Below are 25889 nucleotides of genomic sequence, written 5' to 3'. Positions count from 1 at the left end.
CATGATCCGCGGATATCATCAGGGCCCGCGGCCAACCGGCCGCACTACGAGGCCGGACATATGCAAGCACCCAACCGGATTCGACGCGCTTTGAGGAAAGACTTGACGAAGGGGGTGTCCACATATGCTTCGCGCTGTAAAGGCGGGCCTGCCCGCCGACGGAAATCAGTCGGGCGCCGCCATTGCCGGGCCGGAGCGCTTGTGGGCCGCTCGCCCTCTCAAGAAGGCCAAGGCGCGGACCTCTTGCCGAGGTGCTGCAATCCTTTGCCCATGGCGGGATCGGGTATCCCAGATCACGGCCCTCTCTGGCTATGGCGCGCGTGACATGAAACGGCCGACGTCCTCAGGAGCAATCTGCACCCGGATCTGCGCCCGAAGCGCCTCCAGGCCGAAGCTGACGAGATCGTCGTTGAAATCTCCCAGCATGGGCGAAAGCGTGATGGCCTCGACCCTGGCACCAATGGCCCGGTCCACCAGGTTGTCCCGCGCGGCGTTACCTGCCGGATCGTTGTCGCGGACGATATAGAGCCTGCGCAGATGCGGCGAGAACTGGATGGCGGAGAGATGCCCGGCTGAAAGTGCGGAGGCCATCGGCAGGAACGGCAATGCCTGCCGCAGCGAGAGGATGGTCTCGATCCCCTCGCCTGCCGCCATGACATCCTGCGCCTTGCCAAACCGGACGGCGTTTCCGAGCAGGTCTCCCATTGCCTTTCTCGGCGGATCGAGCGGCGCCTTGCCGGAGCCGTCGCGGATGAGCCAAGTGCGATGCGCGCCGGTGATCCTGCCATCGAGGTCGGTCACCGCGGCAATCATGGCGGGCCATGCCTCTGTCGGCCCATCCCCCTCGGGTCGCCAGTAGCAGCTCGGATGGAAGTGCAGATTTGCGGTTCCGCGTAAATCCGTAATGCCGCGTCCGCGTAAATACGTCTCCGCGAGGCTGTCGATCAATGGCCGGGTCATGTGCCAGAGGCGGCGTGCCGCTTCGGACGATCCGGATGGTACCGGCGGTGTTCGGAACTTGCGGGACTGTGGCTCCGGTTCGGGATGCGGCAGGCTGAGGAAGCGGCGGGCTTCCTCGGCAACGTCAGCAAAATCGATAAGGCCGAGGCTTTCGCCGATCACGTCGAGCAGATCGCCATGTTCCCCGCTCTGCGCATCGGTCCATTTGCCGGCCGCGCCCTTGCCCGATTCCGGCCCGGTCAGACGGACGAACATGGAGCGGCCGGGACTGTTCTGCACATCGCCGACCTGCCAGTAATTGCCCTGTTTGCGCCCGTTCGAGAGATAGTGGCGGCAAACAGCCTCGGCCTCTCGGCCGAGACGCTGCGCCAGCTCGGAAGCGTTGAGACGTGCCATCATGCAGCCTCCCGCTCGGAGATGCGCTCGACCGGGAAATGGTCGAGCAGTCTGCCGATGATCTCCGGCCCGGCTTCCCCGACCGGCACAAAGAAGCGAAGTTTCCAGGTAATGATCTCGCTGAAGAGCCCATAGGCGCGCAGCCGATCGCGCATGGTATCGGTGAAGCCGGTGAGCTCGATCCGGTTCGCGCCCATGACACGGGACCGGCGTAGTTGTAGTCCCTCGGCCAAATCGAAGATCGTCCGGCCCTCGATGAGTGCCGTGTAGGCCTCGTCCGGCGTGATGGTGGTTGCGACGCCGCTGGTAGCGGCATTTGCTGCCCATGCGGGCGAGACACGGCGACCAATGATGCGCTCGCCCTCGTCGGTCTGGAGCCGATAGACCCGGGAGGTCTCCTGTGGCAGCCGCTTCCAGATCGGCAGCAGAAGCCCGGTCACCATGTACAGGATGCTGTCGGTGAACTCCGGCACTTCCTCCAGCTCCGAGTTCCAGGCCGTGGCGAAGTCGGCATGGTCGGCCTCGATCCAGTGGGTTTCGCCCATCGCCCGTACCGGAATGTTCATCGCCTCCATGGGCCGGATCAGCCGGACGCGGCGCTCGATCTCGCCATCATCCAGCATCACGCTGGTGGTCGGGATCTGCACGGCGGCACGACCGGACCGCTCGTTGATGAGCAATCTTGCGCGGGGATCATCCTGTTCCGCCAAGGCCGCATCCAGCGTGATGGGCTGATTTCGCTTGCGCTCGGTGAGCGTCAGGAGCCGGGTTTCCGCACCGGTGCCCGGATGGGTGTGGATCAGCTGCCGGTCGGCAACGACGAAGCTCTCCGCGCGCAGCGTCTCCAGCCCCATGTCATAGGTGCCGGATACAATGGCCCCGTCGATCCGCGCCTGCAGAAGCTGCTCGAAGGCCGAGAACAGGATGCCCTGCAACTCGATGGTCAGCGCCAGCAGTCGGTTGAGGAAAGTGGTGATCGGCGGCAGATCGTCCTTGATGCCGTTCGCGTCCATCAGCTTCAGGCCGGTGGCGGATTCAAACCTTTCAAGCGAGCAGCCCTCGACCTTGCCGCGCACGATCAGCAGATAGAGCTGGCGCAACGCATCGCGGGCATAGGCGGATTCCAGATTGTCCTCGGGCCGGAACAGGCCTTGGCCGCCGGTCTGGCGCTGCCCGCGCGTGATCGCACCCAGCGTGTCGAGACGACGGGCGATCGTGCTGAGGAACCGTTTCTCGGCCTTCACATCCGTGGCGATGGGTCGGAACAGCGGCGGTTGCGCCTGATTGGTGCGGTTGGTGCGCCCGAGCCCCTGAATGGCTGCATCGGCCTTCCAGCCCGGCTCCAGCAGGTAGTGCACCCGCAGGCGCTGGTTCCGCGCCAAAAGGTCCGCATGATAGCTGCGCCCGGTGCCCCCCGCATCCGAGAAGACCAGAATGCGCTTCTGGTCATCCATGAAGGCCGAAGTCTCGGCAAGGTTGGCGGAGGGCGCGCGGTTCTCGACGACCAGGCGGGCCGATCCGCCTTCGCCCATGCACACGATGCGCCGGGATCGCCCCGTGACCTCCGCCACCACATCCGTGCCGAAGCGCTGGACGATCTGGTCGAGCGCGCCTGGAACCGGCGGCAACGAGCCGAGCTGTTCGAGCATCTCGTCGCGCCGGGCCACGGCTTCGCGACTCTCGACCGGCTGACCATCCCGGAACACCGGCCGTGACGAAAGATTGCCTTCGCTGTCGGTGAAGGGCTCATAGAGCTGCACCGGGAAGGAATGCTGCAAATACGAGCCGACATATTCCCGAGGCGTGACGTCGACGGAGATGTCGTTCCATTCATCGGTGGGGATCTCGGCCAGTCGCCGTTCCATCAGTGCCTCGCCGGTCGAGACAATCTGGATGACGACCGCATGGCCGGCCGCCAGATCGGCATCGATCGAGCGGATCAGCGTCGGGGTTTTCATCGAGGTCAGCAAGTGGCCGAAGAAACGCTGCTTGGTGCTCTCGAAGGCCGACCGCGCGGTGGACTTGGCCTGGCGGTTCAACGTGCCTTCACTGCCGGTGATATTGGCCGCCTCCATCGCCGCGTCGAGATTGTTGTGAATGACGGCGAACGCGGCCGCGTAAGCATCATAGATGCGCCGCTGTTCATCGGTGAGTTGATGCTCGACCAACTCGTATTCCACCCCATCGTAGGAGAGCGAGCGGGCGGTATAGAGGCCGAGAGATCGCAGATCGCGGGCCAGCACTTCCATGGCCGCAACGCCACCCGCTTCGATCGCTTCGACAAACTCAGCCCGGGTCTGGAACGAGAAATCCTCACCACCCCAGAGGCCGAGCCGCTGCGCATAGGCAAGGTTGTGAACCGTGGTGGCCCCGGTTGCCGAGACATAGACCACGCGCGCATCCGGCAGCGCATGCTGGAGCCGCAGGCCTGCGCGTCCCTGCTGCGAGGCGGCGATATCACCGCGGTCTCCCTTGCCGCCACCGGCATTCTGCATGGCATGGCTCTCGTCGAAAATGATGACACCATCGAAGTCCCTGCCCAACCATTCGACGATCTGCTTGACACGCGAAACCTTCTCACCGCGGTCATCGGAGCGCAGCGTGGCATAGGTGGTAAACAGGATGCCTTCCGACAGCGTGATCGGCTTGCCTTGCGAGAAGCGTGACAGCGGCGTGACAAGCAGGCGTTCCATGCCAAGCGCCGACCAGTCGCGCTGCGCATCCTCGATCAGCTTGTCGGATTTTGAGATCCAGACCGCCTTGCGGCGCCCGCGCAACCAGTTGTCGAGGATGACGCCGGCCGACTGGCGGCCCTTGCCAGCGCCGGTGCCGTCACCGAGCATGAAGCCCCGGCGGAACCGGATCGATCCGGCAGCATCCTCGGGCGCGGCGCTCACATTGTCGAAATGCTCATCCACAGTCCAGGCACCGGCAAGATGATCGGCATGGGCCTCACCGGCATAGATCACCGTCTCAAGCTGGGCGTCCGACAGACGGGTGCGGATATCGGCAGGCAGCATTGGCCGGTAAGACGGCTTGGGCGGCGCGACCGAGGCCATGGCGGCGGATTGCACCAGCCTGGTCGGGTGCGGCTCGGTACCGGGAATGCGCAGCGATTGCAGCGCATATTCCTCATAGATCGCGTCCGACAAGCGCGCGCCCTCGGGCGGCGCCCAGTCCACGGTCTCATACTCGAGCTCCACCCCCTCGGGATCGGACGCTGGTGCAGCGGGGGGTCGGGACGCTGTGGCGCGAGCGAGATAGCCGCGCAAGGTCTTCGGGGCAGCCGCCAGCACGGGAGAAGCGACCTTCGGCAGCGACACCGGCAAACGCAGCGGAAGCTGGCTTTCGATCCAGCCGAGCAGCGTGACAACGTCGGGTGCAGTTCCTGCTGAGGCCGGGAAGACTGACGGATCGTCGGCGGGCAGCTTGTCGATCACCGTCAGCCGCGTGTCGATGCTGGTGCCATGCCTGGCGAAGACCGCTCCGTCGATGGCCGCAGTGAAGACCACGCGGCCGCGGTCCTGCAGGCGTATGAAGGCGTTGCGCCAAGCCTTGGCTTCCGGTCCGAAATTCGCGCCGGTGATCGTGACCAGCCGTCCACCGGGCGTGAGACGGGCCAGCGCCGAGGCGACATGACGATATGCAGCATCCGCCATCCGTCCCTGGACATTGGCCATGACCGAGAAAGGTGGGTTCATCAGAACCACGGACGGCATGGCGTCCGTGGTCAGATAGTCGTCGATCTGGGCGGCGTCGAACCGGGTGACGGGAAAGGCCGGAAAGAGGGACGAGAGAAGATCTGCGCGGGTCTCGGCAAGCTCGTTGAGGATCAGCGGGCCGCCGGCAGCCTGTGCCAAGATCGCCATCAGGCCGGTGCCGGCCGAGGGCTCCAGTACCACATCGTCCGGCGTGATCGCGGCCGCCGCCAACGCGGCAAGACCGAGAGGCAGAGGCGTGCTGAACTGCTGGAAGGTCTGGCTTTCCTCGGAGCGGCGGGTCTGCGTCGGCAGCAACCCCGCGATCTTCGCCAGAGCATCGAGCCGGGATGCCGGAGAGGCGACTTTGCGGAACAGCGCCTTTCCGTATTTGCGCAGGAACAGCACCGTGGCGACTTCGCAGGCCTCATAGGCGAGCTTCCAGTCCCAGGCGCCGGCGGTGTCGGACGCACCGAAAGCAGTCTCCATCGCATCGCGCAGGATCGCGGCATCGACGCGCTGACCGCGTTCGAGATGGGGAAGGAGGAGATTGGCGGCGGCCAGGATCGCGGGTGCGGCGCCGAGCGGCGTGACCGGATCGGTCACGGGGGACGAGATGTTCATGTTGGGGATCCTCGGAGAGCGGGAGGGACAAGCCCGGACAGCGCTCTCTCGACCACCCGGACTCAACCCGTCCCGGCCCCTCTCTGACTCGGCACCTCATGCCCCATCACCTCGCAGACCCGAGGGCGACAGCGCTGCACCATCAACTTTCGCAAGGCCTCATTGATTTTAATCGATATTCATGAGATACACCCACTTAAGATCAATCATCGGGACCAAGAACTGAATTTCATGGAACAGGCGCAAAGGAATCCGTTTTCAGGTGCCGTCACCGTTTTTCACGAGCGCTGGCTCCCCGAGGAGGCCACACCTGCGGGCTATGCTGCGCTGATCGATGCCTATGCGCTCGCAACGCCCCTGCCCCGGACACTTTCCGCCATCGGCCCACGTCACAAGGTCTACGCGGCCGACGGCTGGCGCCTCTACACGCCCCGCCATGAACCCGAGGCGAGCCTCATCGGTCACCTGACCTTCGCGCTGCGCTACGAGGGGCTGGATCTCGCAGTTCTCAAGCGGCTGTTCAAGGCAACCGGCCCGGAGCCGATCCAGGCCATTGTCGAGGCCGCCCCGACGGGCAGCTACGCGCGCAGGATCTGGTTCCTCTATGAGTGGCTCCTCGGCGAAGCACTGGATTTGCCCGACGCCACGCGCGGCAATTACGCGCCCGTGGTCGATGCCAGGCTCCAATGGGACGCAGAGGGCGCCCCCTCGCCACGCCACCGGGTCCGCAACAACCTGCCCGGCACCCCCGATTTCTGCCCGATGATCTTCCGCACTCCGGCAATCGAGGCCTTCATTGCCCGCGATCTGGCAGCCGAAGCCCGCGCTGTGCTGGCCGAGGTGCCCGCCGATCTGCTGGCGCGCACGGCGGCCTTCCTGCTGCTCAAGGATTCACGGTCGAGTTTTCAGATCGAAGGCGAGAACCCGCCCCAGGATCGCATCCGGCGCTGGGGCCAGATCATCGGCGAAGCCGGACGGCATCCAATCGACCGGGCAGAGCTGGAACGCCTGCAACGCATCGTCATCGGCGATGCCCGCTTCGTCCATCTGGGCCTGCGGCAGGAGGGCGGGTTCATTGGCGAGCACGACCGCACGACCGGCGCCCCCCTGCCCGATCACGTCAGCGCCCGGCATGAAGACCTGCCCGCGCTGATCGCCGGGCTCGAAGCGTTCGACCGCGATATCGCCACCAGGCTCGACCCTGTTCTGGCCGCCGCCGGCCTCGCCTTCGGCTTCGTCTATATCCACCCGTTCGAGGACGGCAACGGGCGCCTCCATCGCTACCTGATCCACCACGTGCTTGCTGCACGCGGCTTCAATCCGCCCGGGCTGGTTTTCCCGGTGTCGGCGGTGATCCTCGAGCGGATTGAGGCTTATCGGCAGGTCCTCGAGAGCTATTCGCGTCGGCTGCTGCCCCATGTCAGCTGGCGCCCAACCGATCGCGGGAACGTCGAGGTGCTGAACGACACCGGCGATTTCTATCGCTTCTTCGATGCCACGCCCCATGCCGAATTCCTCTTCGCCTGCGTAGCCCGGACAATCGACCATGACCTGCCAGCAGAGACCCGGTTCCTGCGTGCCTATGACAGGTTCAAGTCCCACGTCTCGGGCCTGATCGACATGCCGGACCGCGTGCTTGACCTGCTGTTTCGTTTCCTGCACCAGAACGATGGCAGGCTTTCCGGACGCGCCAGAGCGAAGGAGTTCGCCGCTCTCACCGACGAGGAGGCCGACCGGATCGAAGCCATCTATGCGGAGTTGCAGGAGGAGTTCTGAGGTCGAGCCTCCTTACCCAAACCGTTGGCCGGCTTCGGTGAAGGTGTAGCCGTTGGCGATGATGGCTTCATCGACAACGTCATCCGAGGACAGATAATCGTATTCGCGCTCGAGCTGGCGGTAGAGCCAGCGAGCCAGATCACGCAGTGCCTCAATTATGGTGTCCTCATCATCGGCGGTCATGCCCTGATACGACGGGCTGTCGCGCTCGACCGAGATCCCCATGCAATACTCATGGTAATAATGGCCGCGATGGGTGGCCTCGGCGCGAAGCTGGTAGAAATTGTGCTGCTGGACCGCTTGCAGGGCATCTGCGATGTGGTGCAGCTCGGTGTCCTGCGGCGCGTATTCCCTGATCCGGCGTGGAGCGCCCTTGCGGTAGGCATAGAAGGTTTCGAAGCACGCGCCGTCCCCCTGGCTCCAGAAGCCCCGGAACCAGATGCAGGGGTCCTGCCGTGTGCCGCCGCCTATTAACCGGACGGTTCGGGTCTTGAGGTTCAGCCCTAGGATTTCGGCGACGCGCTGGAAATCCTCATAGACGGCATCGTACCAGTCATCGTCGAAGCCACCCTCACGATACCAGACGCGGGCTTTGTCCCTGGCTGCATCGGAAAGCTCGTCGAGGCGATAGACAGTGATCTCGATGACCTCACTCATAGGGATTGCCTCCCCCCAGTACGGAGGAAAGCCAGCCATCGGTATAGATCCAGTCCACCGTCTCGCCGGTAGCGAGATCGAGGACGTGCGCCCCGCCGCCGAACCCGTCGATCCTCAGGCGTGAGCAGCTATTGGCGTATTGCATCCCCCATAGGCCGGTCAGACCGAACTCCTTCGCGCAGCGTTTGACGAACTGGACGACATGCTCGGGATCGCCCGTGACGTCATCACGCATCCAGAGCTGAGTGCCACCATGTTCTGGCTGGATGGAGAGCAGAAACCCGTCCGAAGGCGGATCTTCGGCGGCATTGTCATCCGCCAGAGCGTTGTAGAGATCGAGCGCGCGGGCGGCCCGCTCGGGGGTGCCCACGTCAAGCAGGCAAGAAAAGTGTGTGAAATAGTCGGCCATGATGGTCTCCGGGCATGACATGGCCCGGCGTGGAACCGAGCCAAATGGGATGGAAAGGGTGAAGCTCAGGCGGCCTGCGGCAGGCGGAGCAGATCGGCCGCGATCTCGCGCCAGAAGGGATCGACCAACCGTGCCTCCAGCGCAGCGGCGCGGTAACGCAGCCGTCTCGCATCCCCGGGCTCCGAGGCTCGGAATGCCATACCGCGCAGTCGGCTGGCCTCGGTCACAATCCTGCGTGCCTCGGCATCGGATGCGACCGGCTGTTGCCAGAGGATAATGCCGGCGCGGATTTCGCCGCCCAGGACAAGGTGATGATCGCGGTCCTGAATGAGCATGATGCGCGGCTGGAAATACGGAAAGCCATCCGGCCCCGTGCAAATATCACCGCGCGACAGGCGCAAGGCTGCGGCCTGGATGGCCTCCTCCGGTGACGGGCATTCCCCAAGCGGGATCACGCGGTCAAAGCTACTCGCCGCATCACTGGCGTCATAGCTGGCGACGCCGAGGCAAGAGATGCGCAGAGGCAGCTTATGCGACCGATAAAGCGCGGGCAGAACATCGGCCGCCAGAATCTGGCCGATGGAGTGGAAGGTTTCGGAAAGGGCAAAGGTCATCGGGATCACTCCATGACGGGCGCCGGTGAGCCTCTCTCTCCAGCCCTCAACCCGTCACAGCCGAAAGGCCCGGACTCTTCCTCTCTGACCGGGCTTGTTCCCGGTTCCGCTGCCGACGATGGGGGACCATCAAGAGGCACTGAAGGCCCGAAGCGCGGGTCTCCGCGCTCGGGCCGTTTGGGGTGAGACGCTTTCGCGCCTTACTCCCATGGATCCAGTTCCAGCTTCACCATGTCCTCATCGCCGTCAAACTCGTCGGCGGGCATGGCACCGTGGGTTCCGTCCCCGGCCTGAAACACGACGATCTCGACCATCAGAGTGGTGGCAAGGCTGGCGGCGAAAGCGGTGGCATCTGCATAGGACATCGGGATTGGCTCCTGTCTCTGGAGGCGGGGGACCATTCCCCGCGCGACAGGCGCCCGACGTGTCTGACCGAATCTGCACTCACCCTCGGGCGTTCGGACTTTTTCCGAATCCCCGAGGGCGGCAAGTATGCGTAAGCCGACCCCTCGGGGGTTGAATGTCAAAGAGACGGATCAGACCAAGGTTAGCGAATGGAAGCGGGGGTGGTGTTTTGCATCCGACAGGCGCCGGAGACCCCCACTGCAGATGCTTCGCCCGGCCAGCCTTGCCGCCACGCGGCTATCAAGATCGTGACCCGGTCGGGGATGCCACCTGCTTGCTCGAGCAGGGTGAAACGAAGGTATGGTGAAGCTGGAGATGGAGAAGTCGGGCGAGCCAATGAGCCCTTCCGAAACGCCCACGCAGCTCGGAGTATCTGTTCCGATGGGCGGACAGCCGACCTTCGCCGCAGCAGCGAGCCTTCCAAGCTGTGAGGTTGCAAGCCGACATTCAGACCACCTCGAACGCGGGCTTGGCGCTGCACCGCTGAAAGGCGGCCTCGAGCCCAAACTGAACGCGTCGACATTGTTTGATTTCGTTGTTGCAGCATCGGAAGGCCAGTCACAACAGACCCTATCCAGACATCGGGCCGCTTTCGCTAGCCATACCCTCTTCCATCTCGCCGCGTTCGGTGCGTCAGTGCTTCGGACGCAAAGTCCATCGGGGATGTGGAGTTGTGGTAGAGCCGCGAGGCCAAGGGAGAGTATCGCCAAGAAACCGAGAATTCGTTGGCACAGAACCTGTAAAAAAATCAGGTGTACGGATAGCGTTTTGACGCAGGTAAACAGGTCAAAATGACTATACTCGAAGGCCATGCGCGAATTCCGTAACACAGTCTTCCGATTTCACCTCATCAGTTTCCTTCGCTCACGTCCGCATTCTGGTGACTGTCATCAGCGCGAACATCCACCGTAACGTCAAGGTCGCGGAAATCAGAGTTGGTGCCTCTGAAACTGCCCGAAACCGGTGAGATTTGTTGAATATTCCGGGCAACAGCGACGGACACGAGATTTGCGGAACCGAAGGACCTGTTCGTTGGATCGAATGGAATCCATCCCGCTCCCGGGACAAAAACCTCCACCCAGGCATGGGTTGCGCCCGCCTCCGTTGTTCCGACCCTGTTTTCGAAGGGATCGAACAGGTAACCCGAGACAAGCCGCGCTCCGAACCCCAAGGTCCGGACGGCTTCGGCAAAAAGTACGGCGAAGTCACGGCAGGTGCCCCAGCCACGGTCCAGCGTCTCGAGCGGGCCCTGTGTGCCTTCGGTTTCGCGTCCCTGATAGGCGATCTGCGTGGTGATCGCGTTGCTGACGTCCTTCAGAAGGGACAGCGTGTCGGTCGGCCTCGTCGCGACGATAGACCCGACCCAACCTCGCAGACGCTGCCGGTGATCTTCGTACTGCGGCAGGATGAGCGCGCCGAGGTCAGTGCTTTCGTCGGGCGAATAGACGAAAGGATAGGATGCTGCGGAAGCCGAGATGGGAAAGACCGGCCAGACGGGCGCGCGCAGATCAACGCGGGACTGAGACAGGACTTCCAGCTCCTGCGCCCTGGACTGGAAACTGGCCAAAGCCACGACATTGCCGGCCACGTCATGCGACCAGTCGATGAGCGCCGCAGGCCGAATGTCGAGTTTGAACGAAAGAAGCCTCAGATCGGGTGTCTCGCGGGGGCGCAGCATCATCCGGTGTGGAGCCAGATCCACCGGGTTGTGAAAGCGATAGCGTGTCCTGTGGGTGATGCACAGACGGGTCATGGCGACATCACGACGATCGGGCACCGCGCTGGCGCCCGGTCGAGCCGCGATCCTGGACGGAACTCCGCCAGGCACTCGACCCTTTGCAGCGAGGGCAGATCCGGTGTCCGAACCCTTCGCTCGGAAAGGTCTTGCGGCAAGACAGGCACAAGCGATCTGAAGCCACGTCCGCTTTGGCAGGTGCGATCAGATCTTCGCGCAATGTGGGGTGCCCTTCCGTCACGTGCCGTTTCCTCTTCGCGCCAAAGCCTGTGCCTTGGCAGCCTTCCGAGCAGGATGTTCGCCTGCAAGGCTCATTCACCGATACCAGGCCGAGGGGTGCCCGGTCGCGGCCCCGGTTCGGGAATGACCCTCTCCTGCACTGCCACGACCGATGTATCAGGTCGGACACGCCCGCATATCCTCGTCGGGAGGCGCGTCCCATAGAGGCTCCTGATCTCGTGTTCCGACACACCATCCGCCAGCATGACAAGACGGGTCATCGGGTCGGCCAACATCCGTTCGACGTAGAGTGCAGTCGGCTCCCCGTCCGGATGCAGGCCTTCGGTGCCATCGCTGCTGCTTGCTGGCAAAATCTGAACGGCGCTGCGTCCGGCGAGGTTTGATCGCCGCAGGGCGGCAAGGACTCTGGCGCGTGCGTCATGCTGTTTGCAGGACGCCGGTCGGCCGCCGAAATCATCATTCGGTGACGCAGGATTGATGGGATACTCGCCTGACAGGCGCGGAAGGGTCGTCATTTCGATTTGAAGGGTCATCTGAAAATTCCTTGGAAAGGTTGAAAGGACTGGGCCGGTTGCCGCGCGCCCCGAACGTGGTTTGCGGCCCTGAAGGTCAGGTGTCGGGCGTGACGGTCCTTTCGCCGTGAACTTCCTGGGTCCACACCTCGAACCCGGACAGGGTTCCCGGCCCGAAGATCTGTGTCAGCGGCACGTCTGCGGCGTCTCTGCCGCGCGCTACGAGAATACGCCCGGTACGCCGTTTGTTGTTTCGGGGATCGAACACCCACCACTGGCCGCCCAGATAGACCTCCATCCATGCAGCGAAATCGTCTTCGGCATGGGGAAGCGGTTCGCCGATCTCGCTCAGGTAGCCTGTGCAGTACCGGGCCGGAATGTTCATGCAGCGGCACAGCGCGATGCCGAGATGGGTGAAATCGCGGCAGACCCCAAAGCCGCCAGCCAATGTCTGCGCCGCGGTACGGGTTGCGTCGGCTTTCATGTAGTCGAAGGTTATGGTGTCATGCACATAGTCGCAGATTGCCTGCACCCGCGACCAGCCCTGGTCTGTCTTTCCGAACAGCTCCCATGCGCGCTCGGACAACAGGTCCGTATCGCAGTAGCGGCTGCCCAGCAGGTAGACGAGCGTATCGAAGGGTAACTCCTCCACGGCATGTTGCCGTGCATCCGGGCAATGGGGGTCTGGATGACCTGCATCGCGGAAAATCCCGTCGGTCGTCAGGGTGAATTCGCCAGCAGGGGCCACCATGCGCGTACACCAGTTGCCAAAGCCGTCACGGTAGCTTTCGAGTGGAACGCTGGGCTGAGTCACGAGGTAATCCGCGCGCTCGAGATCGCCGAACCGCGAATAATGCACATTCAGCAACGCGATCAATGGGGTCGGCTGGGTCAGGGTGTGGGTGATGCGGCATCCGATATTCATGCGCAGCGCCGACGTGCCGTCAGCCATCGACAAGAGGCGGGTGTCCTTGTTCACGGACGATCCTTTCAGTACCTCGCAAGAGGTCGTTGCAGTTGTTCGATCAAGGGCGAGGCAGCACAGATCTGCCTGACAGCCATCCCACCAGGCACGTCCACGCGGGCTGGGCAGATGTCTGAGGATAGGGTCGTTTTACGGAAACGCGCAGGCCGATGAGAGTTCCGGTCGTGGGATAGCGACTGCCGGACAATCGGCGGGGTCCGCTCTTCTCTGAAACTCTCAAAATTTGGGATATTCGCGTAGTTCTTGGACTACATATGGGAAGTCTCGCCTAAATTACAACGGCGCTGTCTGAAAAGGTCGAGGACATCTGGTCGTATTGTGTATCCAATCATCGTATCCGGGCGCAGGGCATTCTCTTCGGGGAACAGTTTCGCCTTGCCTCGACCACGGGTTCAGCCCGCAATATTCGTCACGGGGTGTGGAACTGGGCTGAACGATGTTTGGCCTGCCCCGTCAGCTTCACTCGAAAAATGTCACTGATGTGAATGAAAACGGAACGCCTAGGCCCGCTGAACCGTTGGCCTTGGTATCGTAGGGCGCGCAAGTGCGGGCTGCGTTGCAGATCTCCTGTAGCATTGGAACGCCCGCATGATCGACAAGAGCCTGACGATCCTCGTTGTCGAGGACGAGCCGATAATTCGCATGGACCTGGCGCTCGGTCTTGCGGATTTGGGATACAACGTTCTGGAAGCGGGAGATGCGGCAACGGCACTGCGCGTCATGGACGGCAGCGATGCGGTCGATGTTCTTGTCACCGATATCGACATGCCCGGTGAAATGAACGGTATCTCCCTCGCATCAGAAGTGCGGCGGCGGTCTGACAATTGCCGTATCATCATCATGTCGGGTGGCACGCCTCCCGAACCTCATACGATGCCGCAACACAGTCCATTTCTTGCAAAACCCCTGGCAGCCAACGACATCGTTTCGGCGCTTGTTCGGATACCGTGATTTCAGGCAGGCTTGGCTGGCATATGGAGGGTGAAGGTCGTGCCTGCCTCCGCAGAAGACGAAACATCAATTCGTCCTCCGTGCGCCAATGCGATCTGCGAAGCGATATAAAGGCCAAGCCCGAGCCCCTGAAGGCTTTTCTGCTTGCTCTCATTGCGCGAGAACGGCTGGAACAATGACGCTTGCACCTCCGGCGGGATCGGCATGCCTTGGTTCGTGACGCTGGCAACCAGCTCACCGTCGCGCTCAGCGATGTCGACCGTAATTGGTTGATTGGGGGCACCGTGGGCCACGGCATTGCCCAGAAGGTTTGACAAAAGCTGACCAAGCCGCTGCGGATCGGCGACCAACGCACGCGGCAGGTTGATCGAAGAATGCACGGGCTGACCGGCAACCTGCTCGATCTCGCCGATCACGTCACGGAACACCGGCGCGAGATCGACCGGCTCAGGCGCATTGACCTCGATCCCGGCACCAAGGCGGCCGCGGGCGAAATCCATCAGGTTGGTGATGATCTGGCTGGCCCGCGTCAAGGCACGCTGCATCTCGAGCACCAGCATCGCCCTGCGTTCCGGCGACAGGTCGCGTTTCTCGATCATCCGCAAGCCAGATGTGACCGCAGCGATCGGATTGCGCAGGTCGTGCCCGACGATGGCAATGAATTCTTCCCGCAGCCGTGCAGTATCGCGCTCGGTCTGAAGGCTGGCGCGACCCTCTGCGATCTGTTGCCGACCCGTGGCGAGCTCGTCCTGGCGGTCGAGCTCGCGGGCGATTGATCTGGCAAAGATCGTGAAGAGCTGTTCCGCCTGCGGCCCGATTTCGCGCGGTTCAGGGTCGATAGCACAGAGGGTGCCCCAGATACTCCCATCGTTTCTGAGGATCGGAACCGAGATGTAGCTCTTGAAGCCATATTTCCGGGGCGTGGGGTGATCGCGATAGACCGCGCTGTCATCCACATCCGGAATCATGACGCTGCTGCGACAGGCGCGTACTTCGCTGCAGATGGTCGTTGCGACATCAAGCTCGTCACCGGGCGTCAGGCCGAAATTCACCTGATCGCGGGACGCGCATGTCAGCCAGCGGTCTTCGGTCACGCGGGCGACAGCGACAAACCCCATGTCGGCTGCCGTGCCGCAGGCATCGAGGATCATGGAAAGATCCGAGACAAGATCGACCTGCCGGATGCTTTCTTGGAGGGGATCAATATTGGGTAACATGCGTTTGGCCGGAAGAGTGGTTCCAGCGCAAGGTACTTGACCTGATACCGAACTTCCATTGGTGAGTGCGCGTCTCGGAATGCCCGGCGGGCCTCAGGACGCGCGGTCGGGAACGAACCCGGCAGACAATGCCGCAGCGACGAAGGCGCTTCGTGCTTCCTTCACCGGGCTCATACAGTCCATGGCAGAGTCGATCTTTTCCAAGGCGGCATGACGCGCATCGTCCACGATCGGCCAGTTGCGGCGCAGCCAGTGACGCGCCTTTTCGATCGTACTGAAGCGTTCCGCGACACAATTGTGCGCCGAGTAAAGGGTGATCGGGGCACCCCATTGTATTTCAAACATTCGTTTCCCTTGTCTGTTAACGCGATCCCGGCGAAGCCTGCCCCGCAGGGCAGTCCGCAACGCTCTTCAAAAATGGAGGAGATCGCCTGTTCGGCGCGACGTGTGTCGTGCCAAGTCCCGCATCGGGGATACAGTCGGCTCCGAAAGCTCGGAACCAACCCTGTTATGCAGCTCCGGGATCCGGAGGCAGAGACGTCGCAAGGCTCAGTTTGCCGCGTCGTCCGGTTCGATTGCCGACGTCGCGGTCGGCTTCGACGCTGCCGCTTGCGGCTTCATTGCGCCAAACTTGCGATTGTTGGGACGTTTCTTCGCAGGAGTGCTGAGGAACTCCTTGAGATCGAGTTGCTTTTTCGGCTGGGAATAGCCTATGACCGTCTCCTCGTGTTGTTTTGTTTACGATGAACCACACGAATTCATTCGGAGAATTTCGCGCGGGCAGGAACGTGGAAAGCGGCGGCGTGGGGCCGGAGATCAGTCGTCTTCGCCCTTGTCGCGAGCCTCGCGGGCAGCCTTCAGGCGAGCCGTTTTTCCGTGCCGGACCAGAGCCTCGTCATCAAGCAAGCGCTTTGCGCTTGCGGTCGTCTTGTCTATCGCAGTCACCGGCTCAGCGGCTTTTGCAGCCGAAGCGGAAACCGTGGGAGCCAAGAGCCGCCCACCGTTTCCTTCTTGAGCCGGAACACCTTTAAGCAGGTCTTCCAGCTTCGTCTTCACGCAAGTGCCAGGTTGGTGGCGGATTCGCGACCGTCACGACCGCTCTCGACGTCGAAGGTGACAGCCTGACCGTCTTCAATCCGGCTGATCCCGCCGCGTTCGACGGCAGAGATGTGCAGGAAAATATCCTTGCTGCCATTTCCAGGCTGAATGAAGCCGAAGCCTTTGGTGCTGTTGAACCATTTCACGGTGCCATTGGCCATATCCGTGGTCTCCTTGATGAACGCTGCCCACACGATCGCGGCAGCCCGGCATAGTCGATCCAAGCCGATCAACCGAAACCAAGCCAATGGCGGCGGAATAACGAAGAGAAGAAACTTAGGCTTCTTATAGATGGTGTTCGCCTGACAGATTTTCAATGGCCTACGTGCGATATTAGCTTGTCACTGAGCCGGGACCACGGGTCGGGAGCGCCCAGATCTGCTGTTGGTTGCGCTTCGGTCCAACGTCGGCGACTTTGCCGGAAGCGCGAGAGGTACGGGGCGCCGCGAGCCGCATCCACTTCCTGCGCATCACTGGCATTTGTCCAAGACGCCGCGGAGGTCGGCTCTCCGCGCTCTCTCCTGAGGGCCTTTGCCGCCGCAGCGCAAATCGAGCACTCGCGGCGAACGGCAAAAAGGTCCGCTCTGCCGACCTTGAACCGTTGGGAATGCCGCGGCGGGGCCCGAACGGCCGCTTTGACGAAGCCGCGCCGCGGCGCCCACCAGTACAGAGAAGGTCGGCTTTGGGCCGAGCTTCTCAGTTGGCAGCCAGTCACGGAGCGGCAGAGATGTCCACCGTAAAGACCAGAAAGAAAAGCCCGGTCACGAGGACCGGGCGATGTGGGAAACGGGACAGTGGTGGACGGGGTAGCGAAGGCCACCCCGCCTGAGCATCATTCAGCGGCGACCATCGACTGGACGTCTTCCTCCTCGGTAGCTTCGTCGTCTTCATCGTCCACGGAGAGGAAGTCAGGCAGATCGACGGCATCCGCTGCGCCATCTACGGCGCTGTCGGCTTCGGCATCGCGCTCCACCATGCGCAGCGGCTCCGGAAGCCAGCCAGTTTCAGCCAGCAGGCGCTCGGCCTCCTCCGCCATGTCACCCTTCTTCAGGTGATCGATGAGCTGGGCCGCTCGCTCGCCGGCGCCCTCACGCACCGCCTCGATGATCCGCGGCTTGGTCACGCGGCCGAGATAGTTGGCGACGGTCGGGCGCCAGCCCACCGCCACCATTTCGAGGCCCGTCGCCCGGGCCAGCCTGTCGGCCTGGGACAGGCGCACGTCGAGCCCGTGCTGGCTAACGCCCATGCCGCCATAGGGGTTGGGCTTCTCGTGCAGCGCGTTGACGCCGAAGCTGACGCAATGGGCGAGCAGCTCCATGCGAGTGTCATCGTCCTGATCGGCCAGCCAGTCCCAGAGCGCGACATCCTCGGCAGGGATGTGATCGCCCCAGCGTTCGTGCCGCTCGGCGATGGCGCGCGCCGAGACGCTTTCGCCGAGGTCGTCGGCTTGCGCCGGGAAATGAACTTCCCGGACCTGGGCCTCGAGGCAGCCCTTGGTGGAGTGCGGCAGCAAGCAATCGGTGACCAGCCGGTGTAGTAGCGCCGTCATGGCAACATGCGGGTTGGACGCCAAGGCATCCCGGAGCGCCAGCGTGCGATGCGCGGTCAACTCGCTGACGAGACGGTCGGGTAGAGGCCGGATGGTTTCGACGTCCTCGTCCTCTTCGGATTCGGCCGCCGTACCACCCAAGGTGATGACAGCGCGCTGGACGCCGCCAGGCTCGCCGCCTTCGGGAGATGCACCATCGGCGTCATCGCCCTCGGGACCTTCCGTCTCCTCGTCTTCGGGACGGACATAGCCGCGTTCAACGGCGAGCTGGCCGTCGTGGCGGATGCTGACGAAGACACCAGCACGGGCCATCTGGTACGCGTCATAGCGCATCGGCCGGGCCTCGAAGGCCTCCAGCGCCTCCTCGATCTCGGCGAGGCGGGCATCAACCTCGTCGGGGAACTCGTCGGCCTGGGCATATTCCGCTTCCAGCGCGTCGAACTCGTCCCGCAGCTTCTCACGCTCGGCACGCTCCTCGTCGGTCAGGTCGATGGTGGTACCGGCCAGACGGCGCAAGCCGCTGGTGTGGCCGTAGGGGAAATCCGCCGCGACCTCGATCCACTTCCAGCCTTCGGCGGCGATGGTCTCCGCTTCGGCCTTCAGCTTCTCGCCGGCCAGCCGGTCGAGCAGCACCGGGTCCTGAAGCCAGCCGCCATCGTCCTGCTGGAAGAGATCGCGCAGCATATAGCCGCCCGCCGCCTCATAGGCCTCGATGCCGACGAAGAGCGCCCGTTTGTCGGAGGCCCGCACCGTGGTTTCGGTCAGCATGCGACGGATGGTATAGGGCTCCTTCTGCCAGCTATCCTTGATCGCCTCCCAGACCTGTTCCTGCCGGGCATGGTCGTCGGAGATTGTGAAGGCCATGAGCTGTTCCAGCGTCATGCCGTCCTCCGCATAGGTCTCGAGCAGCGTCGGCGAGACCGAAACCAGGCGCAGACGTTGCTTCACCACCTTGGCATCGACGAAAAAGGCGGCGGCGATTTCCTCCTCGCTCATGCCCTTCTCACGAAGGACCTGGAAGGCGCGGAACTGGTCGAGCGGATGCAGCGGCGCGCGCTCGATGTTCTCGGCCAGCGACACCTCGTCGATCAGGATATCGTCTCCGGCCTCCGAGACGACACAGGGCACCGGCGCGGTCTTGTTCAGGCGTTTCTGTTTGATCAGAAACTCCAGCGCACGGTAGCGGCGGCCGCCAGCCGGCACTTCGAAGAGGCCGGTTTCCTGCCCTTCGGCGTCGAGCTCGGGGCGGACATGCAGGGACTGGATCAGCCCGCGGCGGGCGATGGACTCGGCCAGTTCCTCGACCGAGATGCCGGCCTTCACGCGCCGGACATTGGACTGGCTGAGCACCAGCTTGTTGAAGGGGATGTCGCGCGAGGACGACAGGGTGATTTTCTGCGTGGCAGTGGCCATGTCAGGGTCTCCTTGACGGACGCCGGGGAGCCTCTCTCTCCGGCAACCAGCCCGTCACGAAACCCCCACCCTCCTTTCCCTCTCATGGCCGAGCCGAGTATGATCGCGAATACCCATCAGAGGTCGCCGCGGGCGCGCAGGCTGGTCTCCCGGCCAGCCCCGGTGATGATGTGGTCGTGCAGTATCACCCCCAGGGACGCAGAGGCGTTTCGGATTTCTTTCGTCATCGCGAGGTCGGCGGCTGAGGGCTCGGGATCGCCGGCCGGATGATTGTGGACGATGATCAGCGCCGAGGCGTTGAGCGCCAGGCAGCGCCGCAGCACCTCCCGGGGATAGACCGGGACATGATCGACCGTGCCGATGGCCAGGCATTCGTCAGAGATCAGCCGGTTCCTGCGATCGAGATAGAGGACATGGAAACGCTCCACATCGCCCCTGATGGTGAGCGCGCAATAGTCGAGCACCGCCTGCCAGGACGTCAGGACCGGGTTCTGGTTGAGGTGGCGCAGCAGGATCTGCCGGGCCTCGTAGACCACGGCCTGCTCCTGGGCCGAGAACCGAAGCGGCTGCGGTTCGATGGTGAGTGTTCTCATGGTTCGTGTCATGGTGCTGTTCTCCGACGGCAGCCGGCCGGGCGCCGGAGCTTTCACCGCGTCACGAGGAGAAGCGCCGCCCTCTTCCTGCGAAGAGAGCGGCGCCTAAGCTGCTGCCCCCTCAGGAACGCGGGGGCTCCGTATCGGGGCGTGTCCCGTTTGACAGGCGACCCGAGCGGTAAAGCAGGCGCTCGGCATCGCGGATGCTTCCGGTCTGACGCGCGGTGTCGGCCCAGACAGAGACCGGCACGTCGCCGGTGAACAGCAGATCCCGTTCGATTCCCATGCCGAAGGGCAGCCGGATCGAGCACAGTTCCTCAAAGCTCCAGGAGCCAAGTTCGGGGTAGCCAATGTCGGCCAGGCCAAACATGATGTCGCCGTCCTCGTCGAGCTCGGTCGCAAGCCAGACACCGGCGCCGAAGGGATTGAAGAACTTCACGATCGGAATGTGGTCGGTGTCAGCCTGGCGACCATTGGCCAAAAGCTGCGCGCGTTGTGACGCCGTCAGAAGGATCATGCCGCGGCCCTCCCGTCCGTCGAGGTTTGCCGATCAACATCGGCGCTGTCGTCGGGCAGATGGGCGAGCAGCCAGTCGGCCGCCTTGCTGGCCTGCGAGGCTGCACGAACGATCGCGCGGGAATCCTCGCGCAACACCTCCAGCCAGGAACCGATGTAATCGGCGTGGCGCACCGTCGGCACGATGCCGAGCGAGACGCAGCAGAACGCGCTCGAAATCTCGGCGATTAGTTCCTCGAAAGCGTATGTCTTCGTGCCGAAACTCCCCGAGAAGTCCCGCCCCAACCGTGAGGCATGTCCTGTCGCGTGCCCCATCTCGTGCAGGGCGGTCCGGTGCCAGTTGATTGGCTCGAAAGAGGCCTGCGGAGGTGGCACCTGCACGTAATCGAGCGCGGGAACATAGAAGGCGCGGTTGCCACCGATCCGAAAGTCGATACCAGTCGCGGCGATCAGTGCTTCGACCCGCGGCTCGATCAGCCCGGGCGGCGGTGGCGGCGCCTCGATGGCAATGTCGTCTGGCAGTCCCTCGCATTGGGCAGCATTGAACACGGTAAAGCGCTTCAGGAACGGGATGCTGTTCGCGTCTTCCCCGCTCTCCCGGGCGCGGCGCTTCTCGTCTTCAGGCGTGAAACGGTCGGCATAGACGACGGTGGTACCCCGCTCGCCCTTGCGGACATTACCGCCGAGCGACAGCGCCTGGCGGAAGGTCAGCCAGTGCTGCGTTGGATAGCCCTGCTGGATGACCGCGCCCCAGAGGATCAGGACATTGATCCCGGAATACTGCCGACCTGTGCTGGCGTTGCACGGCATGGCGAGCGGCGCTTGCGCCGCCGCCGTCCCCCAGGGCTGAACCCAGGGCAGCCGGCCTTCCTCCAGCTCGGCGATGATCTTGTCGGTGATGTCGTCATAAAGGTTCGTGCGCGGACCGCTCTTGCGGGCCGCGCGATGCTCTCTGGCCATCGGGATGATCTCCGCGACGGGCGCCGGAGGCCTCTCCTCCAGCCCTCAACCCGTCACGGAAAACCCGCCCGCACTTTCACTCTGAAGGGGGCGTTGCGGGGTCTCCCCGCTGATGGGGGTGCGTCGGCAACGCCAGTGCCGACCAGGGGGAAGGCTTTCCCCTCCCGGCTGTTCACCGAGGACATTAAAGACTAGGACTGGATGTCTCTAGACGTCGTGGAAGCAGACTTGAAACGCTCAATCGGCGCCCCCCAATTGAGTTGACGGAACGAAGTTTTGAGAGCGCTACCGCAATGGGAATTCAGCATCTATGCGCTGTCCCTTCCCAAGGGGCATGGGTTCGGAAACCGGCCCCCTGTCGCCGCATGGCTCAGCGAAGACGGTCTCTCATGTGGCATTCTCAGGCACGATCTGAACGATCGCTCCTATGGGGTGCTGGTCATGCGGCGGCGAACCGACCAAGTCTGGACGGTGACGGCCGAGCGGGAAGGCTATGCCGCTGAAAAAGAAGCCCTCGCCCAGTTGCCACCTCTCCTGAAAGACGGCGAGCCTCCGGAACCTGTTCCACCCGGCGTCATGCAGCGGCCCGCGCTCTATGATCTGGAAGGGAGGACGGCGAGCGAAGTGTTCGCGACGTTGACGCTGCCGTCCCATCGCCCCGCGGCATGGACGCTCAACCAGCTCTATCTCGCGCTTCCAAAGCCAGATCGAAACTGGGCAGGAGATTGCCAGACGAACAACTTTCACACGCGGTTGTGGGAGGCGCAGCTGCTGGCGACGTTTCGCGAGCAGGGATTGCTCGTGACCCAACCATATGAGTCCCCGGATTTCCGCATCGAGAACAGGCTTGGCGGTTCGGCATGGGTGGAAGCCGTAACGGCCAATCCCGCAGATCCTTACAACCATGTGAACGCGCCGCCGAGCGCCTTGCCAGCCGACCGGGAAGAGGCATTTTTCGGCGCCGGAGCTTTGCGCTTTGCCAAAACGATCGGCAACAAGCTTGCTCGCAACTATGATCAGTTGCCGCATGTACAGGGACAGCCCTTCGCCCTGGCAATTGCGGACTTTCAGGCACCGGCATCGATGATCTGGAGCCGGGAAGGACTGATCGGATATCTCTATGGCGAGGGCGCAGAAGAGGTTGAAATCGACGGGCGCATGCATGCGCGTCCGACGAATGCATCCCACCTCAAGGGCAAGGCCAGATTTCCCGCCGGCCTGTTTGCCGATGCGGGACATGCCGAGCTCTCCGCAGTTATCTTTTCGAACGCGTGTTCGATGGCCAAGCTCAATCGCGTTGCGGTATCGGGTCAGGGCGCACCGAGTGGACTGCGATACATGCGGATTGGCAACTTCTTTGACAGGACGCCAGGCGCTCTCAGGGGCATCCCGTTCTGCCTTGATGTGACCAGCGATGAGTATCGCAACCTCTGGCCGATAGGGAGTGAGCCGTGGTCGGCTGAAATCGAGGTCTTTCACAATCCGTTCGCGCACCACCCCTTGCCATTTGAGCTTCTGCCGGAGGCAACACACTGGTTCGACCAGGACGGTGAGACGGTGTGTCGGAGTTTCTACGAAACCTCGATCCTTTGGTCCCAGACACTGATCCAAAACGACACGGACCCACCGCCGACCCTAGAGCAACTGATGTCGAAGGGTCCAAAAGCGTGAAAGGCATCATGCCGAATGCACCGAAGGTGCTCGCATTCGATCACCCGAGGATATTTGCGGCCCGAGGTACGCCTTATGCACGACCACCCAGGCACGGATTCCCTACCCCTTCAGACGCTTCAGATAATCTCCCCGATCCAACGCCCCCGTCCGATTTGCGCGCCATGCTATCCGCTTCCCCGCCAACCCGCTGCGCGCCCTTCTCCCAGCTATGCCATCGTGTTTCACTCCGGGATCATGAACACGGCGTTTCTCTTGATAGCAATGTATTCCGGGCGACCGATCATTCCCGCTGAGGATGTCGCCAGGGATTTTTTCGGTCTGAGTACCGACAAGTTCATCCGCAAAGTCTCGGCTGGTTCCATCGCCCTCCCCCTCGTCCGCATGGAAGCATCCCAGAAATGCGCCAAAGGCGTCCATATCGACGATTTGGCCGAGTACCTAGACAAGCGGCGGGCTGCAGCCGTCAAGGAATGCCTGCAACTGCAGGGCCTTCGATAAGCATGTTCCCCTCTGAAAATCGCCAAAGACCTGCCTGCTACCCATGGCACCAAGCGACCACCCTCCTCGCCTTGTCCGACAGCATGGATTGAATTCTGTCAGAAAGCTGCGTATATTTCTGACAGGAGAACGATCATGCAGCACCTTGCCGAACAGATATTGACCCATGCAGAAGGGCTTCCGGAAGGAGCGCCACTTGCCGCAAAGGGCCTGTTGCACCTCGGCAGCCGTGCCGGTGTGGATCAGGCCTTGTCGCGCCTTGCCGAGCGCGGCCAGTTGATCCGTGCCGGGCGCGGCGTTTACCTGCGACCGATCAAAAGCCGGTTTGGAACGCGCGCGCCGTCCGTGGAACAGGCTGTCGAGGCCCTCGCGGCGCAACGTGGCGAAGTCATCGTTCCAACCGGCGCCGCTGAAGCGAATGCGCTCGGGCTGACCACGCAAGTGCCTGTTCGCTCCGTGTACCTGACCTCGGGTCGCAGCCGCACGCTCTCCTTGGGCAAACAACTCGTCGAACTGCGCCACGCTCCCCGATGGCAGCTTGCCCTTGGGAAGCGGCCGGCAGGCAGTGCTGTTCGCGCCCTGGCCTGGCTCGGGCCGGAACAGGCAGAGACAGCTCTTAGATCGCTGAAGCAGAAACTGCCGGCAGCGGCCTTTGACGAATTGGTAATTGCTGCACCGCAGTTCCCGACCTGGCTTGCACGCAGCGTCGTAAAGACGGCGCATGTCTGAGCCCTTCCTGTCGTTGTCGTCTGCCGACCGCAAGGACGCCCTGGCCGTAGTTGCTGATCGCTCCGGGCGGCCCGCGCACCTGCTCGAAAAGGACGTCTGGGTTGTCTGGGCCCTTCAGACCCTCTTCAGTTCCGAGCTCGGTGAGCACCTCGTCTTCAAGGGCGGAACATCCCTTTCCAAAGCCTATGGGGTGATCCAGCGCTTCTCTGAAGATGTCGATCTGACCTATGACATACGGGCAATCGCACCTGATCTGGTGGGAGAACACGCCGAAGCCCTGCCAACCACACGTAGTGAGGAAAAGCGCTGGTCGAAAGCTGTTCGGGATAGATTGCCGAAATGGGTCGTCGAAACGACGCAGCCCTTGATACAGGACGCCATTGCAGCGCAAGGGCTATCAGCCTCGACACGGGCAGATGGCGACAAGCTTTTCATCGATTACGAGGCCGCCTCTTCTGGCTCCGGCTATGTCGCCCCCAGCGTCATGCTGGAATTCGGTGCGAGGTCGACGGGCGAACCGGCGAGCCCGCGTGACGTCTCCTGCGACGCAAACGGGCTGATTGAGGGCGTGACCTTTCCGACCGCGACACCGCGCGTAATGCATGCCGAGCGGACATTTTGGGAGAAAGCCACGGCGATCCATGTCTTCTGCGTCCAGAGACGGCTCCGCGGGGAGCGCTTCGCGCGCCATTGGCATGACCTGGTACGCCTCGACGATGCAGGCATCGCGGATGTGGCTATTTCCGACCGAGACCTCGCCTCAGCAGTCGCGCGGCACAAGCGTATGTTCTTCCCGGAGAAGACGGCCGGCGGAACCCCCGTGGACTATGAAGCCGCGGTTCACGGCAATCTGCAACTGGCTCCAAACGGAGAGGCTCGCACCGCGCTCGCGGCCGATTACGCGCATATGGTCCACGACGGTCTCCTGCTTGAAGACGCCGAGCGTTTCGACGACCTCATCGAACGTTGCGCATCCATTGCCGAGCGCGCAAAGTGCCGAGCGCTTCATTAAGGCATTTACGCGGAAAATAAGAGCCAGCTGAAATACCTAGCCTTATCAAGAGGTCGTTGTCAGGGCCCTCTGACCAACCAAAGCAAACGGCAGCCAAAACCTAAACGCCATGCTGATAGATTGGGGCACGCCCATTATCCCAATCCTCTCGATTCAGGAAAATTCTGTATCCTGTAAGATGGAAGGATGAATTACTGAGATCTTTGACCAGATCCAACGTATCCACGTGAATAAAATGGCGATAGCTGGCTCGGAATCCTTCGCCAGGTGCCGCACGGAAATGAATGCCCGGGGGGCCGATCGTCAGACATGCCCTTGGCTGCGGGTCGTTTATCTCAGACAGCGCAGATGTCGCGAAATCGGGCTGGATTATCCAGTCCGTCCCGAATGAAACACACCACTCATCCGCTTCCCACTGGAATACCCGATGCCAGTCGGCTTCGCCCGCGCGCCCGAAGTCTGGATTCAAAAGCAGAACTGTCGGCTTGCTGTTAGGCTGCTCCAATGGTTCAGAAAGCTTAATGCCAAAGATCGCCTGGTGACCGTATCTCTTGAGGAGAAACAAGGCACCTTTCGGCTCCTCGGCGATTATCGCTGATCTGGCGTTCAACGTGCTTCGCATGTACAGCCCTCCGAAGATCGATCAATCCCAGCCCCGCCGAATATCG

The 25889-nt window shown here is 62.6% G+C and carries 24 protein-coding genes; 6 read left to right on the top strand and 18 right to left on the bottom strand.

Going from position 1 to position 25889, the window contains the following annotated elements:
- Nucleotides 1-309: 309 nt before the first annotated feature.
- Together ACFSGJ_RS09910 and ACFSGJ_RS09905 are read right to left on the bottom strand one after the other, a co-directional pair.
- A complete protein-coding gene (locus tag ACFSGJ_RS09910; RefSeq protein WP_390261208.1) occupies nt 310-1356 on the bottom strand; it encodes a DUF7146 domain-containing protein in 1047 nt (348 codons plus the stop codon).
- Complete coding sequence (locus ACFSGJ_RS09905; RefSeq protein WP_390261186.1) at nt 1356-5678, bottom strand: strawberry notch-like NTP hydrolase domain-containing protein; 4323 nt, start codon at nt 5676-5678, stop codon at nt 1356-1358. The genes ACFSGJ_RS09910 and ACFSGJ_RS09905 overlap by 1 nt, the downstream gene beginning before the upstream one ends.
- 231 nt (nt 5679-5909) lie before the next feature.
- Between ACFSGJ_RS09905 and ACFSGJ_RS09900 the strand changes: the two genes are divergently transcribed.
- Nucleotides 5910-7454, top strand: a complete 1545-nt coding sequence (locus ACFSGJ_RS09900) for a Fic family protein (RefSeq protein WP_390261185.1) — start codon at nt 5910-5912, stop codon at nt 7452-7454.
- 12 nt (nt 7455-7466) lie between these two features.
- On the opposite strand, the gene ACFSGJ_RS09895 is transcribed toward ACFSGJ_RS09900, so the two are convergent.
- From ACFSGJ_RS09895 to ACFSGJ_RS09865, 7 genes are all read right to left on the bottom strand, one after another.
- Nucleotides 7467-8111, bottom strand: a complete 645-nt coding sequence (locus ACFSGJ_RS09895; protein ID WP_390261183.1) for an antitoxin of toxin-antitoxin stability system — start codon at nt 8109-8111, stop codon at nt 7467-7469.
- Nucleotides 8104-8520 carry a hypothetical protein gene (locus ACFSGJ_RS09890; RefSeq protein WP_390261182.1) on the bottom strand — a complete coding sequence of 139 codons (417 nt, stop codon included), beginning with the start codon at nt 8518-8520 and terminating at the stop codon, nt 8104-8106. Before ACFSGJ_RS09890 ends, ACFSGJ_RS09895 begins: the two co-directional genes overlap by 8 nt.
- A gap of 65 nt (nt 8521-8585) precedes the next feature.
- Nucleotides 8586-9134, bottom strand: coding sequence for a hypothetical protein (locus ACFSGJ_RS09885; protein WP_390261180.1), 549 nt, complete (start codon nt 9132-9134; stop codon nt 8586-8588).
- Nucleotides 9135-9334: 200 nt separating this feature from the next.
- Entirely contained in the window at nt 9335-9499 is a 165-nt protein-coding gene (locus ACFSGJ_RS09880) for a hypothetical protein (protein ID WP_390261179.1), read from the bottom strand.
- Between the two features lie 890 nt (nt 9500-10389).
- A complete protein-coding gene (locus ACFSGJ_RS09875) occupies nt 10390-11316 on the bottom strand; it encodes a transglutaminase family protein (RefSeq protein ID WP_390261177.1) in 927 nt (308 codons plus the stop codon).
- A 269-nt stretch (nt 11317-11585) separates the two neighbouring features.
- Nucleotides 11586-12047 carry a hypothetical protein gene (locus ACFSGJ_RS09870; RefSeq protein WP_390261175.1) on the bottom strand — a complete coding sequence of 154 codons (462 nt, stop codon included), beginning with the start codon at nt 12045-12047 and terminating at the stop codon, nt 11586-11588.
- Nucleotides 12048-12123: 76 nt separating this feature from the next.
- Nucleotides 12124-12957 (bottom strand): transglutaminase-like domain-containing protein, encoded by an 834-nt coding sequence (locus ACFSGJ_RS09865; protein ID WP_390261206.1) that lies wholly within the window; start codon nt 12955-12957, stop codon nt 12124-12126.
- Between the two features lie 642 nt (nt 12958-13599).
- On the opposite strand from ACFSGJ_RS09865, the gene ACFSGJ_RS09860 reads away from it, so the two are divergent.
- The gene (locus tag ACFSGJ_RS09860; RefSeq protein WP_390261173.1) at nt 13600-13962 is read left to right on the top strand and encodes a response regulator; all 363 of its coding nucleotides are present in this window, start codon (nt 13600-13602) and stop codon (nt 13960-13962) included.
- Nucleotides 13963-13964: 2 nt separating this feature from the next.
- Here the strand turns inward: ACFSGJ_RS09860 and ACFSGJ_RS09855 are convergent, their stop codons facing one another.
- From ACFSGJ_RS09855 to ACFSGJ_RS09820, 8 genes are all read right to left on the bottom strand, one after another.
- Nucleotides 13965-15113, bottom strand: a complete 1149-nt coding sequence (locus ACFSGJ_RS09855; RefSeq protein ID WP_390261172.1) for a GAF domain-containing sensor histidine kinase — start codon at nt 15111-15113, stop codon at nt 13965-13967.
- A gap of 159 nt (nt 15114-15272) precedes the next feature.
- Nucleotides 15273-15524 carry a DUF982 domain-containing protein gene (locus tag ACFSGJ_RS09850; protein WP_390261171.1) on the bottom strand — a complete coding sequence of 84 codons (252 nt, stop codon included), beginning with the start codon at nt 15522-15524 and terminating at the stop codon, nt 15273-15275.
- Nucleotides 15525-15995: 471 nt separating this feature from the next.
- Nucleotides 15996-16235: a hypothetical protein gene (locus ACFSGJ_RS09845; protein ID WP_390261170.1), complete on the bottom strand. Its 240-nt coding sequence runs from the start codon at nt 16233-16235 to the stop codon at nt 15996-15998.
- Nucleotides 16232-16438, bottom strand: a complete 207-nt coding sequence (locus ACFSGJ_RS09840; protein WP_390261204.1) for a cold-shock protein — start codon at nt 16436-16438, stop codon at nt 16232-16234. Before ACFSGJ_RS09840 ends, ACFSGJ_RS09845 begins: the two co-directional genes overlap by 4 nt.
- A gap of 671 nt (nt 16439-17109) precedes the next feature.
- A complete protein-coding gene (locus ACFSGJ_RS09835; RefSeq protein WP_390261169.1) occupies nt 17110-19239 on the bottom strand; it encodes a ParB/RepB/Spo0J family partition protein in 2130 nt (709 codons plus the stop codon).
- A gap of 116 nt (nt 19240-19355) precedes the next feature.
- A complete protein-coding gene (gene radC / locus ACFSGJ_RS09830; protein WP_390261167.1) occupies nt 19356-19844 on the bottom strand; it encodes a RadC family protein in 489 nt (162 codons plus the stop codon).
- A gap of 109 nt (nt 19845-19953) precedes the next feature.
- A complete protein-coding gene (locus ACFSGJ_RS09825; RefSeq protein WP_390261165.1) occupies nt 19954-20349 on the bottom strand; it encodes a DUF2958 domain-containing protein in 396 nt (131 codons plus the stop codon).
- Nucleotides 20346-21308 carry an ArdC family protein gene (locus ACFSGJ_RS09820; RefSeq protein WP_390261163.1) on the bottom strand — a complete coding sequence of 321 codons (963 nt, stop codon included), beginning with the start codon at nt 21306-21308 and terminating at the stop codon, nt 20346-20348. The genes ACFSGJ_RS09825 and ACFSGJ_RS09820 overlap by 4 nt, the downstream gene beginning before the upstream one ends.
- Before the next feature lie 276 nt (nt 21309-21584).
- Between ACFSGJ_RS09820 and ACFSGJ_RS09815 the strand changes: the two genes are divergently transcribed.
- The 4 genes from ACFSGJ_RS09815 (at nt 21585) to ACFSGJ_RS09800 (ending at nt 25221) form a co-directional block, all read left to right on the top strand.
- Complete coding sequence (locus ACFSGJ_RS09815) at nt 21585-22979, top strand: hypothetical protein (protein WP_390261161.1); 1395 nt, start codon at nt 21585-21587, stop codon at nt 22977-22979.
- A 237-nt stretch (nt 22980-23216) separates the two neighbouring features.
- Nucleotides 23217-23480, top strand: coding sequence for a pyocin activator PrtN family protein (locus tag ACFSGJ_RS09810; RefSeq protein WP_020043354.1), 264 nt, complete (start codon nt 23217-23219; stop codon nt 23478-23480).
- A gap of 135 nt (nt 23481-23615) precedes the next feature.
- Nucleotides 23616-24209, top strand: coding sequence for a DUF6088 family protein (locus ACFSGJ_RS09805; protein WP_390261159.1), 594 nt, complete (start codon nt 23616-23618; stop codon nt 24207-24209).
- On the top strand, nt 24202-25221 hold the full coding sequence (locus ACFSGJ_RS09800; protein ID WP_390261158.1) for a nucleotidyl transferase AbiEii/AbiGii toxin family protein: 1020 nt from the start codon (nt 24202-24204) through the stop codon (nt 25219-25221). The genes ACFSGJ_RS09805 and ACFSGJ_RS09800 overlap by 8 nt, the downstream gene beginning before the upstream one ends.
- 100 nt (nt 25222-25321) lie before the next feature.
- On the opposite strand, the gene ACFSGJ_RS09795 is transcribed toward ACFSGJ_RS09800, so the two are convergent.
- Entirely contained in the window at nt 25322-25843 is a 522-nt protein-coding gene (locus tag ACFSGJ_RS09795) for a hypothetical protein (RefSeq protein WP_390261157.1), read from the bottom strand.
- Nucleotides 25844-25889 lie beyond the last annotated feature (46 nt).

Origin of the sequence: Halodurantibacterium flavum (assembly GCF_042681825.1) — a bacterium.
GTDB classification, from domain to species: domain Bacteria; phylum Pseudomonadota; class Alphaproteobacteria; order Rhodobacterales; family Rhodobacteraceae; genus Halodurantibacterium; species Halodurantibacterium flavum.
The sequence above is the reverse complement of the archived record's forward strand: the minus strand, read 5'-3'. Positions and strand labels throughout refer to the sequence as shown.